The sequence below is a fragment of the Comamonas composti DSM 21721 genome (assembly GCF_000429845.1).
Lineage (GTDB): Bacteria > Pseudomonadota > Gammaproteobacteria > Burkholderiales > Burkholderiaceae_C > Comamonas > Comamonas composti.
This window is the reverse complement of record NZ_AUCQ01000003.1, coordinates 20,437-35,792: the sequence shown is the minus strand read 5'-3', so window position 1 is coordinate 35,792 and position 15,356 is coordinate 20,437. Positions and strand designations below refer to the sequence as shown.

Sequence of the window (15,356 nt, the reverse complement as noted above, 5' to 3'; positions counted from 1 at the left end):
AGGAGTTCTATAGATGCTGCGTTCTTTGATAGCGTTTGTGGTGCACAGGCGCATGGTGGCCGTGTGCGCCACCTTGCTGATTGCCGTGTACGGCGTGTATTCCTATTTGCAGACCGCCATCGAGGCCTATCCCGATGTGACCAATGTGCAGGTAGGTGTGATTGCGCAGGCCCCGGGCCTGGCGCCCGAGGAGGTCGAGCGCCAGATCACCCAGCCGCTGGAGCGCGAGCTCAACGGCACGCCGGGCCTGGTCTCGCTGCGCTCGGAGAGCTACTTCGGGCTGGCCATGATCAACCTGGTCTTCGATGACGAGGCCGAGAGCTTTCATGCGCGTGCCGAGGTCTCCCAGCGCCTGCCCCAGGCCGATCTGCCCGAGGGCGTCACACCCGAGATGGCGCCCGACTACACGCCGCTGGGCAAGATCTTCTACTACAGCCTGCGCAGCGAGCGCCATACGCTGGCGCAGTTGCGCACCGAGCAGGAATGGCATGTGGTGCGCGTGCTCAAGCAGGTGCAGGGCGTGGCCGACGTGGTCAGCATCGGCGGCTTCGTCAAGGAGTACCACGTCGAGGTCGATCCCGAAAAGCTGTATGCGCTGGGCCTGTCGCTGGAGGATGTGAACGAGGCCCTGTCCAAGTCCAACCGCAACGTGGGCGGCGGCCTCATGCGCCGTGGCGAGCAGTCGCTGATCATCCGCGGCATTGGCCTGCTGCGCACGCCGCAGGAGATTCGCGGCGTGGTCGTGGCCATGCGCGGCAGCGCGCCGGTGACCATTGGCGATGTGGCCCGTGTGGTGCAGTCGCATACGCCGCGCCAGGGCTCGGTGGGCATGGACGATGCCGACGACGTGGTTCAGGGCATTGTGCTGCTCAAGCGCGGTGCCAACCCTTCGGTGGTGCTCGATCAAATCCATGCCAAGGTGGCCGAGCTCAACGACGGCGGCCTACCCCAGGGCATGCGCATGGAGACCAATTACGACCGCTCCGACCTGGTCAGCCATACGCTGGGCACGGTGCAGCACAACCTGCTGTTCGGTGCTGCGCTGATCATCGGCGTGCTGTGGCTGTTCCTGCGCAGTGTGCGCGGCTCGCTGATCGTGGCCACGGTGATTCCGCTGTCCCTGCTCGTGGCCTTCATCGGCCTGCACTGGCTGGGCATGCCCGCGAACCTGATCTCCATGGGGGCCATCGACTTCGGCATCATGGTCGATGGCGCCGTGGTGCTGGCCGAGAACATTCTGCGCAATGCGCGCCTGCGCAAGCCCCAGACCCAGGCCGACATGCGCCAGATCATCATCGATTCGGCCGTGGCCGTGGCCAAGCCCACGCTGTTTGCCATGGCGATCGTGATCGCGGCGCTGATTCCCGTGTTCTCGCTGCAAAGCATCGAGGGCCGCATTTTCCGTCCGCTGGCCATGACCTACAGCTTTGCGCTGCTGGGCGCGCTGGTGTTTGCCATGGGTCTGGTGCCGGCGCTGTGTGCGCTGCTGCTCAAGCCCAAGCATGCGATGGTCGAGGAGCCCAAGGTCTTCGACCGCATGCATCACGGCTACCAGCAATGGGTGACGCGCATGCTTGGCGAGGGCCGGCGCCGCATCATGGTGATCGTGGTGTTCGTGGCCGCGCTGGGTGGAGCCGGGGTCTCGGCGCTGTGGCTGGGCACGGAATTCCTGCCCGAACTCGATGAAGGCGATGCCTATGTGCTGGTGGAGATGCCGGCCTCGATCTCGCTGGAAAAGGGCCAGGAAGTGCTGCGCGATGTGCGCTCGCTGCTCAATGCCTTCCCCGAAGTGATCTCGGTGACCACCGAGCAGGGCCGGCCCGAGTCGGGTACGGACAACGAGACGCTGAACCTGGCCAAGGTGCTGGTGCGTCTCAAGGGCCATGGCGAATGGCGCAAGGGTCTGGACAAGCCCCAGCTCATCGAGCAGATGCGCGCTTCGCTCAGCGAGATACCGGGCGTGTCCTTCAACTTTGCCCAGCCGATTCGCGACAGCGTGGAAGAGTCCACCTCGGGCGCGCGCGGCCAGGTTGTGCTCAAGGTCTTCGGCCCCGAGATCCCCCAGCTGCGCAGCCTGCTGGAGCAGACCCAGGATCTGGTCAAGGGCATCGAGGGCGTGGTCGATCTGGGCCTGTACCGCGACGCTCCCGCGCCCCAGGTGCATGTGGAGTTCGACCGCCAGGCGCTGGCGCGCCAGGGCGTGGACATGGAGACCGCGCAGAAGACGCTGGAAGCGGCGCTGGCCGGCAACGTCTCGACCACGCTGTGGGAGGGCGAATACCCCGTGCCCGTGCGCGTGCGCCTGCCCTATGTGGACCGCATGGACGAGGAGCGCATACGCTCCATCGCCATTCCCCTGCCCGATGGCGGCTCCGTGCCCCTGCACTCCGTGGGCCAGGTGGGCATCAAGATCGGCAACTCCTCCATCTTCCGCGAAGGCAATGCGCGCTACATGGCGCTCAAGTTCAACGTGGAAGGCCGCGACATCGGCTCGGTGGTCAAGGAGACGCTGGCCACGTTCAAGCAGAACGTACAGATGCCCGAGGGCTATCAGGCCATCTGGGGCGGCGAATGGGAGAACCAGCAGCGTGCTGCGGAGCGCCTGAAGATCGTCGTGCCGCTGTCTCTGCTCATCGTCTATGCGCTGCTGTTCAGCGCGCTGGGCCAGGCACGCAGCGCGGGCATCATTTTGCTGTGCGCGCCGTTTGCCATGGTGGGTGGCATTGCGGCCCTGCATTTCGCGGGGATCGAGCTGTCGATCAGCGCGGCCATCGGCTTCATCGCCCTGCTGGGCCAGGTGGCGCTGGCGGGCCTGCTCGTGATCTCGGCCGTGGAAGAGCTGCGCCGCCAGGGCATGCCGCTGCTGCAGGCCTTGATCGAGGGCGCGGCCGAGCGCATGCGCTCCATTTTGCTGGTCTCGCTGCTGGCGCTGCTGGGCCTGCTGCCCATGGCCCTGTCCACGGGCGTGGGCAGCGAAACGCAAAAGCCCTTTGCCTCGGTCATCGTGGGCGGCATGCTGGTCCTGCCCCTGGTGGCCCTGGTGCTGCTGCCCGTGCTGTATGCATTTTTGGGGCCCAAGAATCTGGTGAGGCAAGAAGAAAATGAATAAGCACCCCCTGAACGGCTTTGCCGCCTTGCACGGCGCGCCCATCCATCGATGGAGTTTCAAAGCCCGGACACTGACGGCCTTGCTGGCGCTGGGCTTTGCCGCAAGCCCGGTGCTCGCACAGCCGGCGCAGACGGCCTTCGCGGTTGCCGCAGAGGCCCAGATGCCGCCAGCCATGCCCCAGCAGGCCCTGGGCATGCAGGAGTATCTGCAGCTCGTGGTCGCGAACCGGCCCCAGCTGGCGGCCGACAGGCTGCTGCTGGATCTGGCCAAGGCCGACAGCAAGAGCGCGGCGGTGTTTCCGAATCCCACCGTGAACTATGGCAACAAGCCCGGCGAGCGCGAGTGGGGCATAGAGCAGCCGCTGCCCATCTTCGGCCAGCGCGGCATGCGCATGGAGAACGCGCGCAAGGGCGAGACCACGGCCCGTGCCCAGGTCGATGTGGCCGTGGCCGGCAGCCTGGGCGATGCGGCCGAGGCCTTCATCGAGCTGCTCATGACCCAGCAGCGCCTGGAGGTCTGGCAGCAGGCCCAGCAGTCGCTGGAAAAGGCCGGGCACATCGTGCGCGGCCAGATCCAGGCCGGTGCGCGCAGCCGCTACGACGGTGCGCGCCTGGACTTGCAGCTCGCGCAGATGGCCATGCAGGTCAGCCAGGCCGAATCCGACTGGCAGGATGCGGTCTCGCATGCCGCCCAGCTGGCGGCCTTGCCGCAATGGGAACCGCGTGCCGTGGGCAGCCTGCAGGCCGCCAACGAGGCCGCGCAGCCGCGCTTCGAAGCCCTGTGGGAAGAGGCACGCCTGCGCCTGCCGGCCGTGCGCGCGAGCCAGGCCGAGCTTGACCAGCTGCGTCACAAGATCGACCTTGAGCGCCGCGAAGCCCTGCCCACGCCCAGCGTCGGCGTGGCGCGCGTGCGCAACTCCCAGGATGGCAAGTACAACCAGATCGGCGTCTCCGTGGAGCTGCCCTTGTTCGACCGCCGCCGGGGCGAGATAGAGCGTGCCCAGGTCGAGGCCGAGCAGGCCCGGCTGCACTACGATGCGGCCGTGCTTGAGGCGCGCAGCGAACTGCAGCGCGCGCTCAAGCAGCTCAAGCTGCGCCGCCAGGCCGTGCTCGCCTATGAAAAGCAGGGCCTGACCCAGATCACGCCGCTGCAGCAAATGGCCCAGGATGCCTACCAGCTGGGCCAGGGCAGCATTCTGGAGCTCATCGACTCGCTGGGCTCGATCAACGAGCACCGGCTGGAGCACCTGGATCTGGTCAAGGAAATGCTGCTTGCCGAATGGCAGGTGCGCCTGGCCAGCGGCGATCTGCCCGAGGTGCGGCCCTGAATTTCAGAACGTGTTTACGATCTCTACGCTGCCGCGTTGGAGTGCAATCGGGATGAGTTCGAGTCGATGGGCCGCAGCTTGCACCGGGATGCAAGCAAGGGCCAGCGCGAAGAAATCGCCCGATTTCGCTCCAACCCTTCGGGACAGTGCCTTTGCGGGCGGTCTACAGCGTTGCGAATCCTCGCAATAGCACGGCTATTGCTGCGGTATCGCGCCTCGTATCCCATCCCGCAAAGACACTGGCGCGGCACCGAGGAGATCGTAAACACGTTCTCAGGACTGCGTATAGTTGGTGCTGCATGCGCTGGCTTGCATAAAAAAATGAGCTGCCAGCGCTGGTTGATCAAGGGTTTCAGGTGGATTTACATCTGAAACCTAGTAATGGAAAGCGCTAGCAGCTCATTTTTTTGCTTTTGCCACCCTAGATGTACCGCTATCTCATCATCGAAGACGATGCGCTCAACGCGCGCTACATAGCCGAAGGCCTGCGCCAGCAGGGGGCCCAGGTCTCGGTCTGTGGTGATGGCGTGCAAGGCATTGCCATGGCCGTGGGCGAGAGCTGGGATGTGATCATCCTCGACCGCATGCTGCCCAACGGCTTTGACGGCCTGCAGATCCTGCAGACCCTGCGCTCCATGGGCAAGCAGACGCCGGTGCTGGTGCTCAGCGCCTTGTCGGCCACGGACGAGCGCGTGCGCGGGCTCAAGGCCGGCTGCGACGACTACCTGACCAAACCCTTTGCCTTCTCCGAACTGTCGGCGCGGCTCGAGGCCCTGGTGCGCCGCGCCCAGATTCCCGCGCCCGAGCGCGAGATGCGCCTGGCCGATCTGCGTCTGAACCTGCTCACGCGCAGCGCCGAGCGCGCAGGCCAGCCCCTGGCCCTGCAGCCGCGCGAGTTCAGGCTGCTGGCCTTTCTGATGCAGCACGCCCACCAGATCGTCACCCGCACCATGCTGCTGGAATCGGTGTGGGACTACCGGTTCGACCCCCAGACGAATGTCATCGACGTGCACATCAGCCGGCTGCGCGGCAAGGTGGACAAGGGTTTCGAGCCCGCGCTGATCCATACCGTGCGCGGCGTGGGCTACAGCCTCTCGGACCGGCCTCAGGATCTGCCCCAGGTCGCCTGATGAAGCTCTTCAAGCCCTGGAGCTCCACCTCCTTCAGGCTGGCCCTGATCTACGGGGCCTTTCTGGTGCTGACCATGTCCATCGTGCTGTCGGTGTTCTATGTGCAGACCGTGGGCGTGCTGCGCATGCGCATGGACCGTCAGGCCGAGAACCATCTGCGCCGCCTGGTCGAGCACCGCGAGAAATACGGGCAGGAGGCGCTGGAATCCGAGATCCAGCAAACCCTGCTCGACGGCGTCAACACCGACACCGAAATCCTGATCCTCATGAGTGCCGCCGGCATCCCGCTTCTGGGCAATGCCGATCCGATCCCCGCGCGAAAAATCACCCAGCTGGGCGTGCGCGACCTCAAGGTCAGGCGCGGCGGGCGCATCATCTCGGGCCGCGTGGCCGTGGCCGAACTGCCGGACGGCAAGCTGCTGGCCGTGGGCGGCGACATGCAGGCCCAGGCCGATGTGGAGGAGCTGTTCGGCCGCGCCAGCCTGCTGGCCGCCATGGTCGCCCTGGGCATGGCCTTGCTGGGCGCGGGCGCCTTCCGGCGCGTGGTCGAGTCGCGTGCCTCGGACATACGCAACACCATGGCGCGCGTGGCCACGGGCGATCTGAGCCAGCGCATCCCGGTCAGCGGGCGCGACGACGAATTCACGCTGCTCAACCGCGACATCAACGCCATGCTCGACCGGCTGGAGCTGCTCATGGACGGCATACGCCATGTCTCCAACACCATTGCCCACAACCTGCGCACGCCGCTCACGCGCATCCTGCTGCGCCTGCGCAATGCCCAGCAGGCCACGCCCGAAGAGAAGAACGAAACCCTGGCCCTGGTGGCCGAGGAAGTCGCCGAGCTGGGCGTGGTCTTCGACAAGCTGCTGCAGATCGCCGAGGTGGAAAGCGGCGCCACGCGCAAGAACTTCGCGCCCGTGGACCTGCAGGCCCTGCTCATCGACGTGGTCGAGTTCTACGAGCCCCTGGTCGAGGATGCGGGCGGCCAGCTCAAGCTCGAAGTCCAGCAGGCGCCCATGGCCCTGGGCGACGGCGATCTGCTGGCCAGCGCCGTGGCCAATCTCGTGGACAACGCCGTCAAATACGGCAGCGCACGCCACAGCGCCCATGGCGCTGATGTACTGCTGCGCGCAGGCCAGGCCCATGAGCTCGGCGCGCAGGGCGGTGCCTGGGGCGTGGAAATCCTGATCCTGGACCAGGGCCCGGGGGTGGACGAGAGCACCCGCGAAAAAATGAGCACCCGCTTCTTCCGGGGCCGGTCCGACCGCCCCGGCTACGGCCTGGGCCTGGCCAGCGTGCAGGCCATCATCCATCTGCATGGGGGGCGGCTGAGCTTTGAAAACCGGCACCCGGGGCTGGAGGCCCGCATCTGGCTGCCGGGCATGCCAGCTGTGGTTTGAGCCGAGGCGAGGGCGCCAAGTCCTGCGCGGAAATTCTTGGAAAAGATAGACCCCCTTATTTGGGGGATGGACAAGAAAACTTGCTCCTGCAAAATTTCGGTAACTGAATATTTCTACCGAAAACCCTGCTGATCGAGCATTTCCATGAAACAAATTAAATCCTGCCTAAGCCTGATAAGAGTGCTCTCCATATCTGTCTGCATGCTATTCATTACTGGATGCACCACGATGAAGGCAATAGAGAAATCCGGCAGCGAGTTTTCCGAAGGAAACGTTATATCGGGATTATGGATAGGCACCATGGGCGTTGCCATGGGGGCATTGATGGATGTCTTCACTCTTGGTGGAAGCATGGATGTGGAGCAAAGCTCAGCCGTCTGGAGCGAAGCCGGAAATGCATATGTACAAAGCAAGAATGCATCGCAGTCGCAAGGCGCCAAACCAGCCTATGTCCCCAAGTCGGAGTCTGTAAGTACAGAAATTAGGCAATCCTCTCTTCCTCTGATTGAGGCTCCCACAAGAGTATCAGCAGAACCAGTTATTACTGGAGGAATAAATGATCAGGGGAAAAAATTGACTTCTCAAGAAAATTCTCAACCATCTCAATTAAGGGGTGGGAGCACGCAAAGCAATAAGTTCAGAACTGCGGGGAGTTGCGTCAGCATGGTAAGGCGTACTCAATACAGCAAAGGTATTGATGGTATTCATAATGGCTGCAGCTTCAATATTTTTGCTCGCTACTGTCATTCTGGTGGATGCTATGTTGAATGGGGAATATCCGGTATAAGACCAGGCACCAAGGTTGCCATTGTTCCGTTTCAAGGAAGTTATAAAGTGGCAGCCTGTGAATATCCAGGAAGTCCTAAAAACCCGGTGACAGGGGATTCCTGGAAAGGTCAGTCTGATTTTGTATGTGGATAGATCCTGAATCCAGGAATCCCTGGAAAATATATCGCTGTCTGCATAAATTGTATTTTTAAAAGCAGGCAAGTCAGAGGGGCAGTCCTGCATTCAACAGCACATCGTTGATTGCGAAATTCGAGCTCATGGCCAGCGGATTAAAAGTCTGTTGCTCAACGCCCCTTTTGCCCATACGCACAAAAACCCGGCCTGGGGCCTTTTCCCGGATGCAGGCGGCAGGTTTCGGGGCGGGTGGCATAGACCGTGCAGCGCCTTGTCTTCACATCGAGAAAATGGCAGTCCCCACTGGCGCGCCGCGCCATGGTGAAGAGGTTGTGCTTGGGGTTGTAGTGGTCGATCAGCCGCAGCTTGAGCAGCCGTTTGGCGATGAGCTTGGGCTCCACATTGTCGACTTCGAAGGCATCGACCAGGCCCAGGCGCACCAGGTCGGCCAGCCCCACCTCCAGCGGCATGGTGCAGCAGTTGGCTGCACAGCTGTCGCAAAGCCCGGCGCGGTACTTGCTCCAGGTTTCCAGGCGGTCGACATCGACAATGCGTATAGAGGATTTCATGGGGGGCGGATTTTGCGCCTGCGCCCAAATCCCTGAACGGCCATAGACTTTTAGATGTCGCCCCCGGTATTTTCATGAAAAAGGCCTTGAGCGCTTGTCCATCAAGCGCTTGCAGCTATCAAATTGATAGATGTCAGTGGCAGGAGGCTGGGGGGCAGGCCTGGGCCCATGCCCGAATGGCCTGGGCCACGAGACCGGGCGACAAGAACTCCTGCTCCAGCCGGCCCTTTTCCAGGCTGCGCAGCAACTGGTCCAGCGCGGCTTGCTCGGGGGCCAGCGCAGCGTCGGCCAAGGGCTCGGCGCGCTGGGGTTCGGCCACGGCCAGATGCCGGTGGGCGGCAAAGCAGTCCCGCTCCATGAGCAGGGCCTGCAGATGCGGCACATGGCTGCGGGCCTGGGCCAGCATGGCCAGGCCCCAGCTGTCCATGTCGCCCCAATAGGCCACGCTGCACTCGCGCAACCAGGGCGCGGCCAGCCAGCCGAGGTTGAGGCCGGCGCCCAGGATGGCCACCGTGTCGGCCAGGGGCTGGGGCAGCAGGTGCAGGCAGCGCTCGTTTTCTATGACCAGAATGCGGCGCGCGGGCAGGGCGGTGCGGGCCAGTTCCGCGGCCGTGACGCGCAGGCGCTCGAAAGGCAGCAGACCCGGGGCCAGGGGCGCGACCAGCAGCCAGTGTTCGCCCTCGCTGCTGGCGCCCAGAAAATCGGCCAGGCCCAGGCGGCTGGCCTGGCCTTCAAAGCGCAGGTCGAGCAAGGCCTTGAGCAGGCCCTCGTGGCGCTCGAAGAACTTGCTGTCGGCTCCGGCCATGGCCAGAGCGCGCAGCGGCCGGCCCTGGGCGCAGCCCGGACTCAGTTCGGCGGCCATGCGCACGGCCTGTATGACCTGCGCGGGCTGCAGATGGCGCCACAGCGCAAGCCGGCGCACCAGCAGGCTGTGCCATGGCGCATCGACGGCGCCCAGCACCTGGGTCAGCGCACGGTAGTCGGCCGCGATCTGGACGTGCTGGGGCACGCGCAGGCCGGTCATGGCCGCCAGATAGTCGGATGGGCGCTGCAGCAGCCAGTGGCAGGGCAGGGCCACGGGCGTGGCGCCGTCGCGGTATTGGCGATCCAGCCATTGCACCTGGCCCAGGCCCTGGTCGCGCACTTGCTGCCAGCGCTGCAGATGCGCGCGCAGCTCGGCCCCGCCTTCGCGGAATACGGCCGTATCCGGCAGGCCTATGGACAGGCGCAGCGGCCATGCGGCCGAACCGCCCAGCAATTGCTGCTCGCGCCAGCCCGGGCGCAGCCATTGGCGGGCCAGCAGGGCGGCGAGTTGTGCGGGGGATTTCATCGGCTGTTCGCGCGCTCGTTGAGTTCCTGCCAGCTCAGCGAAGCCAGCGTGGCCTGGCGGCCCAGGCGGTGTACGAGCACGGCCGAGCGCGTGTGGTTGCGCAGCAGGCGCAATTCCTTGTTGGGCGTGACGAACAAGGCATGCAGGCCGAATTCGCGCAGCGCCTGGATGATGCGCGAGGCCACGGCCTGGGAGCTTTTGGAGAAGGCCTCGTCGAGCACGATGGTGCCGAACACGGGCCGGTTGCGGCCGGCGGGGCACAGCGCATAGCTGAGCGAGGCCGTGAGCACATAGCTGGCGATGATTTCCTTCTCGCCGCCGCTGCCGCCCTGCGAGCCCGTGCGCCGCTCCAGCACCTGGCCGGTTGCGCGCTCGATCACATGCACCGCGAACTGCAGGCGGTAGCGTGCATCGAGCAAGGCCTGGGCCGGCTTGGTGCGGTGGTTGGTGGCGTGCTCGCGCAGCAGCTCCACCATGGCGCGCAAGGCCTTGTAATGGCTTTGCCCACCGTCGTCGCGCAGGCGCTCGGAGCGCAGCTCGGCCAGGGCCTTGCCCAGGTTTTGCAGGCTCTGGTGGACCACGCCTTGCGGGTGCAGTTGCAGATAGCGCCCGGGCTGGAAGTCCACGCGCGCCAGCGTGCGGTTGAGCTCGGCAATGCGCTCCAGGATTTCCGTGACCTGGGTTTCTATGTTGCGCAGCAAGGTGTTCACGCCTTGCTCCGAGGTCTCGTTGAGATAGTCCTGAAAGCGCTGGCGCTTGTCGGGCAGGGCTTCCTGCTCCAGCAGATCCAGGCGCTCCAGGTAGTGGGCCAGGGCCTCGACCTCCTGGGGCTGGTCGGTCAGGGCGCCGCTGTCTTCCTTCTGGGCCCTGGCCATCTGGCGGATGATGTCCTTGTGCAGTTCGGCCTGCTGGCCGCGCAGGGCCTCGAGCAGTTGCTGGGCCTGGGCCAGCAGCATGCGCTCCTGGTTTTCGAGCTGCTCGCAATCGGGCTCGGGCAGGCCTTGGGGCAGCAGCCTGGCCAGGCTTTCTAGCGGCTGCGCGTCCAGCGGCGGCGGGGCCTGGGCATCGAGCCGGGCCTGGTATTGGCGCCAGCGTGCCTGGCTGGCCTGGTGGCGCTCGCGCAGGGCGGAGAACGCCTCCTTGAGCTGCAGCAAGGCCTGCTCCGCCTGCTGGCTGGCCTGCTGGGCGGTCTGCCAGCGGGCCTTGGCCTGGGCCGTGTCGGATGCGGGGTTGAGCAAGGCATCGAGGCGCTCCTGCAGCCGCTTGAGCTGCTCGCTTGCGGTCTGTACGTCGATCTCTTCAAAGCGCAGCTGCTGCAGGCCCTGCCAGAGGCTGCGCCGGTGGGCCGCATCGGCCTGGGCGTTTTGGGCTGCGTGCTTTTGAGCCTCCAGCGTCTGCCATTGCGCGCTCAACTGCTGGATCTGCTGCTCCAGCTGGGCCAGACGGTCGCGGTTGTCGAAGCCCGTCATCCAGTCCTGGTTCAGGCGCTTGTGGTCCTGCTTGTCGAAGTGCAAGGCCTTGCCCGACATCAGGCCCTGGGCCGTCATGGCATGCGGGGTCTGGCGCAGGGCCCGGGCATCATCCACGCAGTGGCGGTCCAGCTCGGACAGCAACTGGCCCAGCGCATCCGCATACGCATGGGGCTTGAGGTTGAGCTTGCGCGCAAAGCCATCGTCCCAAAAACGCGGCCTGGCCTGGGGGCTGGCCACTTCCAGCAGGCGCACATGCAGACGGTTGTGGCGCTGGTTGACCCAGTCCAGGGCGGCTTGCATGGACTGTGGCGGCACCATGATGCGCAGCCTGTGGCTGCCCAGGGCGCGTTCGATGGCTCCGCGCCAGGCCTGCTGGGCCTTTTGCACCTCCATGAGCTCGGCCACGAAGGGCAGTTCTTCGGCAGTGAGCTGCAACTGCTCGGCCAGGTCCGCACGAAACTGCTGGAATTCGTAGGGCAGATTGCTGCCCGGGCGCTTTTGCACGGCGTCATGCTCGGCTTTCAAGGCCGCGAGCTCGCCATGGGCGTTGCGCTCGTAGGCCACGGCGTCCTCGGTACGGGCCTGGAGCGCGGCGGCCTGGGCGTCGAGATCGGCCAGGGCCGGGCCGGCCTGCTGTTGATGGGTGGCCAGCAGTTGCGGGCCCAGGCCGGCGCTGCAGTCCAGGCCCAGGTTGCGCGCAAGCTGCAGATAGCTCACGGCCTGGGCCTGTTTGTGGGCCAGCTCTTTTTGCTCTCTGGCAAGGCTTTGCTCCAGCAGCGCGATATCGCCGCCGCCGCTGCGCAGATAGGTTTCGAGCAGGCTTTGTTCACCGGCGCGCGCCTGGCCCAGGCGCTGTACGGCCTCGTCGATCAGTTGCTGCTGGCCTGTGAGCTGCGCCTGCTGGGCTGCGGCCCGCTCGCCCCAGAGGCGGGCACCTTGCTGCGCAAACCACAGGGGCAGGGCCTGGTGCAGTTCCTGCAGCTGTGCCAGGCGCTGCTGCTGCCGGGACTGCTGCTGGCCTTGTGCGCGCAGCGGCAGCAGGGACAGGTGCTGGCGGCTGGCCAGCTCCAGGTCTGCATGGATGGAGGCCAGTTGATCGAAGCTGGCCGCGACCTGCAAGGCCTCGTCGAAGGCGGACTGGTCCTCGAGCACCAGCTCGCGAAAGATCTCGTCGATGCTGTTGAGCTGTTTGAGGCCGGCTGCGCGGTTGAGCAGGGTGAAGGCATTGGCGCCAACTTCGAAGAAGCTGTGCAGCCGCGCAAGATAGGCGCTCTTGCTGGTGAAGATGCGCAGGCCTTCGCTGCCTTTTTCCAGCCGGCCCAGGGCACGTGCGCCGCCGCTGTGCTGCTCTTCCAGCCACAGGTCCAGGTTGTGCTCGCGGCCCTGGGCAAAAAACCAGCGCCGCTGCATGTCGCCGGCCGAGGATGAGCTGCCGTCGAACCAGAACAGCGCCCCTATGAGTACCGACTCGTCAGCGCCCCGGCCCAGCCTCGCGGCAATGCCGGTCACGGTGCGGCCGCTGCGCGCCAGGTGGTCGCTGCTGTCGCCTGCATGGCCGGGGCCGCTGGCGCCGCGCACATAGGAGATCAGGTCGCGGTCGCTTTCATGCCCGCCCGTGGAGGCCAGGTTGTAGCGCGGGTTGGCGCACAGCAAGGTCATGAGCGCATCGATCAGCGTGGTCTTGCCGCTGCCCGTGGGGCCGATGATGGCCGTGTTCTCCGGGTCCATGCCGGCCTGGTGGCGGCCGCCGAAAGCGCCCCAGTTGTAGAGGTGCAGCTCGTGCAGCGTATAGCTCGACGGGGTGGCGATGGCGCCGGAGTTGACGGGAGCGGTCATTGCGGGTCCTCGGCATCCTGCTGCATGGCGCCGTCCCCCGTGTCGCGGGCGTTGCCGGCGATCTCGCGCAGGCGCTGCAGCAAGGCCTCAAGATTTCGCGGGCTGGCCAGGTGCACGATCATGGGGCGCACGCCAAAGCTGTCCTGGGCGTCGATCTCGGAGACCACGCCATGGCCGCGCAGATTCTCCAGCAGGTTCACAAGGCGCTTGCGCTCCTGCATGTCGCTGCCCGTGCTGCCCAGATAGATCTCCAGCTGAGGCAGCAACTGGTCCAGGTGCAGGCGCACGGGCGAGCCCAGGCCGCTTTCCTGCTCGCGCTGCAGGAATTCGCGCCGCAGTATGGCCAGCAGCAGCGACTGCTCCAGGGTGAGCCGCTGGCGCCGCACCAGGGGGTGGGACCACTCGTCTTCCTCGTCCTCCTCGGGCTGGTAGCCCGGGCCCACGGCCACGAAGATCAGGCCGCGCGTATCGTCGAGCTTGACCTGCAGGTCCAGCGGCTCCAGCAGGCGGTTGACGCGCTCCAGGTCGGTGGCGAGCTGGCGAAACAGGTGCGGTTTGGCGGCCTGCTCCAGCAGGCCGAACTTGAGCAGCTCCTGCAGGGCGCGGCGCAGGGCGGCGGGCGTGGCCTGCGCGGCTTCGGCGCCAGCTTCCGTGCCGGGTGCAGGTTCTGCGGCCTGGTCCTGCGCATCCTGCGGAGCTCCCGCGGCAGGGGCGCTGGCCCATTGATCGAAAAGGTCGGTTGGCGGCGGGCTGCGCTGTGGCATCAAAGCTCCTGGTCCAGGGTTTTGAGCAGGTCGGCTTGCAGCGCAATGCGCGGCACCGTGAAGCGCCAGCTGTGCTCCTGATCCTGGGTATTTATGTGCTCGTATTCATCGCCCGGTGCCAGCCCGGCCTCGCGGGCCATGGCCAGCCAGAGCGACAGGGTTTCGAGGTCGTGGGTGCCGGGCGGCAGGGCCTGGGCGAGTTCGGCCAGCGTCATGGGCTTGCCGTGGCTGGCCAGGGTCTGCAGGGTCTGCTCCATCAGGGCCTGGCGGTCCAGGCCCTCGAAGGCCTGCCAGAATTCCTCGTCCATCTGGTCCAGGTCCGTGTATTGCGTGGTCAACAGCAGCTCGGTCTCGGGATCGCCCTCCAGGGACTTGATGCGCAGCCGCTCTATCAGCGGCAGCCCGCCCTGGGCCAGGCCCAGCGGCGGCAAAGGCGCGCTTTCGCGGCGCAGGGACTGGCGCCGCCAGTCAAGCTCCAGCGCCTGCTGCAGCACCTCGTTGAGCAACTGGCCCACGCGCTGGTTTTCTGCGGCCTGGCCGGTCTTCATGAACTGGCTGACCTCGCGTTCGCTGCGTGCGCGCACGGCCTGCACCACCTTGGCTTCCTTGAGCAGCTGCTGCACCAGCAGGCGCAGTGCGCTGTACTGCAAATCGTCCAGCGCGCGTGCGGCCATGGGGTGCTCGAGTATGCGCAGAATGCGCTGCCGCATCTCGCCGAGTTCACTCTGGTGGGCCAGTTGCTGGTGAAAGCTGTCGAAGACCCGGCCCTCCTGGGTGCTCAGCAGGCTGGCATGGCCGTCGAGCAACTGGTCCATGACCGCGCCGCGATGCTGCTGGGTGCTGATGATGGACTGGCGCAGCGCGCGGTCGGCTTCGCGCCAGGAGTCTTCTACACGGCGAAAGTCGGCCAGCAGGCTGGTGGCCAGCGCATAGACCTCGCGAATGCCTTCCACGGCCTGGTCGTCGCCAAGCTGCGGCATGCGGCCTTCCTGCACGTCCCTGAGCTGCTGGCCCAGGTCGTCGATATGGCGCTGCAGATACTCGGCCCGGCTCTGGGGATCGGGGTTGAGCGCGGCCGCCAGATTGTCGATCTCGCGCTGGACCACGGCCAGGCGCGAGGCCGTGGAAGTCATCATGCGCCGGTCCAGCTGGGCCACGAAGCGCAGGGCGGTCTTGAGCGCATCGGTCTCGAACACCCGGCCTTCGCGCTCCACCACCAGGCCGCGGCGAATCCACTCGCGCAGATCGCGCCTGGCCTGGGCCGCGATGTCCGAGGCATCGATCTCGAAATCGGGCTGGTTGGCATGCTCGGTCAGCATGTCGGCCAGGGCCTGGACGGCGGCATCGAAAGCCACGCCATCGCGCTGGTGCTCGAACAAGGCATCGAGGCAGCTGAGCATGAGCGGCGCACGCCGCGAGGCCAGCAGCAGCCAGGCCGGATGCTGCTGGCGGGCATGGATGTATTTCTGGGTTCGCTGCTGGCTCAGGCTGGGCATGGCAAGGATTCTAGGGG

General features: G+C 65.6%; 10 protein-coding genes. 5 read left to right on the top strand and 5 right to left on the bottom strand.

Going from position 1 to position 15,356, the window contains the following annotated elements; translation table 11 throughout:
• Positions 1-13: 13 nt before the first annotated feature.
• From G486_RS0103485 to G486_RS23910, 5 genes are all read left to right on the top strand, one after another.
• Positions 14-3,109 carry an efflux RND transporter permease subunit gene (locus G486_RS0103485; protein WP_027014277.1) on the top strand — a complete coding sequence of 1,032 codons (3,096 nt, stop codon included), beginning with the start codon at positions 14-16 and terminating at the stop codon, positions 3,107-3,109.
• Positions 3,102-4,436, top strand: coding sequence for a TolC family protein (locus G486_RS21445; RefSeq protein WP_084455014.1), 1,335 nt, complete (start codon positions 3,102-3,104; stop codon positions 4,434-4,436). Before G486_RS0103485 ends, G486_RS21445 begins: the two co-directional genes overlap by 8 nt.
• 425 nt (positions 4,437-4,861) lie before the next feature.
• Positions 4,862-5,566 (top strand): response regulator transcription factor, encoded by a 705-nt coding sequence (locus tag G486_RS0103475; RefSeq protein WP_027014276.1) that lies wholly within the window; start codon positions 4,862-4,864, stop codon positions 5,564-5,566.
• Positions 5,566-6,969, top strand: a complete 1,404-nt coding sequence (locus G486_RS0103470) for a HAMP domain-containing sensor histidine kinase (RefSeq protein ID WP_027014275.1) — start codon at positions 5,566-5,568, stop codon at positions 6,967-6,969. Before G486_RS0103475 ends, G486_RS0103470 begins: the two co-directional genes overlap by 1 nt.
• Positions 6,970-7,113: 144 nt before the next feature.
• The gene (locus tag G486_RS23910) at positions 7,114-7,890 is read left to right on the top strand and encodes a hypothetical protein (RefSeq protein WP_156919872.1); all 777 of its coding nucleotides are present in this window, start codon (positions 7,114-7,116) and stop codon (positions 7,888-7,890) included.
• Between the two features lie 152 nt (positions 7,891-8,042).
• Here G486_RS23910 and G486_RS0103460 read toward each other — a convergent pair whose 3' ends face one another.
• From G486_RS0103460 to G486_RS0103440, 5 genes are all read right to left on the bottom strand, one after another.
• Positions 8,043-8,441 carry a YkgJ family cysteine cluster protein gene (locus G486_RS0103460; protein WP_027014273.1) on the bottom strand — a complete coding sequence of 133 codons (399 nt, stop codon included), beginning with the start codon at positions 8,439-8,441 and terminating at the stop codon, positions 8,043-8,045.
• Between the two features lie 133 nt (positions 8,442-8,574).
• Positions 8,575-9,771: a Wadjet anti-phage system protein JetD domain-containing protein gene (locus G486_RS0103455; protein WP_027014272.1), complete on the bottom strand. Its 1,197-nt coding sequence runs from the start codon at positions 9,769-9,771 to the stop codon at positions 8,575-8,577.
• Positions 9,768-13,079: an ATP-binding protein gene (locus G486_RS0103450; RefSeq protein WP_051303091.1), complete on the bottom strand. Its 3,312-nt coding sequence runs from the start codon at positions 13,077-13,079 to the stop codon at positions 9,768-9,770. Before G486_RS0103450 ends, G486_RS0103455 begins: the two co-directional genes overlap by 4 nt.
• Positions 13,076-13,843 carry a DUF4194 domain-containing protein gene (locus G486_RS21440; RefSeq protein ID WP_051303089.1) on the bottom strand — a complete coding sequence of 256 codons (768 nt, stop codon included), beginning with the start codon at positions 13,841-13,843 and terminating at the stop codon, positions 13,076-13,078. Before G486_RS21440 ends, G486_RS0103450 begins: the two co-directional genes overlap by 4 nt.
• Entirely contained in the window at positions 13,843-15,339 is a 1,497-nt protein-coding gene (locus G486_RS0103440) for a DUF3375 domain-containing protein (RefSeq protein WP_027014270.1), read from the bottom strand. The genes G486_RS21440 and G486_RS0103440 overlap by 1 nt, the downstream gene beginning before the upstream one ends.
• Positions 15,340-15,356 lie beyond the last annotated feature (17 nt).

What these genes read in the sequence shown, in the direction of transcription:
- G486_RS0103485 (WP_027014277.1), top strand. Translation starts at nt 14, where the DNA reads ATGCTGCGTTCTTTGATAGCGTTTGTGGTGCACAGGCGCATGGTGGCC.
- G486_RS21445 (WP_084455014.1), top strand. Translation starts at nt 3,102, where the DNA reads ATGAATAAGCACCCCCTGAACGGCTTTGCCGCCTTGCACGGCGCGCCC.
- G486_RS0103475 (WP_027014276.1), top strand. Translation starts at nt 4,862, where the DNA reads ATGTACCGCTATCTCATCATCGAAGACGATGCGCTCAACGCGCGCTAC.
- G486_RS0103470 (WP_027014275.1), top strand. Translation starts at nt 5,566, where the DNA reads ATGAAGCTCTTCAAGCCCTGGAGCTCCACCTCCTTCAGGCTGGCCCTG.
- G486_RS23910 (WP_156919872.1), top strand. Translation starts at nt 7,114, where the DNA reads ATGAAACAAATTAAATCCTGCCTAAGCCTGATAAGAGTGCTCTCCATA.
- G486_RS0103460 (WP_027014273.1), bottom strand. Translation starts at nt 8,441, where the DNA reads ATGAAATCCTCTATACGCATTGTCGATGTCGACCGCCTGGAAACCTGG.
- G486_RS0103455 (WP_027014272.1), bottom strand. Translation starts at nt 9,771, where the DNA reads ATGAAATCCCCCGCACAACTCGCCGCCCTGCTGGCCCGCCAATGGCTG.
- G486_RS0103450 (WP_051303091.1), bottom strand. Translation starts at nt 13,079, where the DNA reads ATGACCGCTCCCGTCAACTCCGGCGCCATCGCCACCCCGTCGAGCTAT.
- G486_RS21440 (WP_051303089.1), bottom strand. Translation starts at nt 13,843, where the DNA reads ATGCCACAGCGCAGCCCGCCGCCAACCGACCTTTTCGATCAATGGGCC.
- G486_RS0103440 (WP_027014270.1), bottom strand. Translation starts at nt 15,339, where the DNA reads ATGCCCAGCCTGAGCCAGCAGCGAACCCAGAAATACATCCATGCCCGC.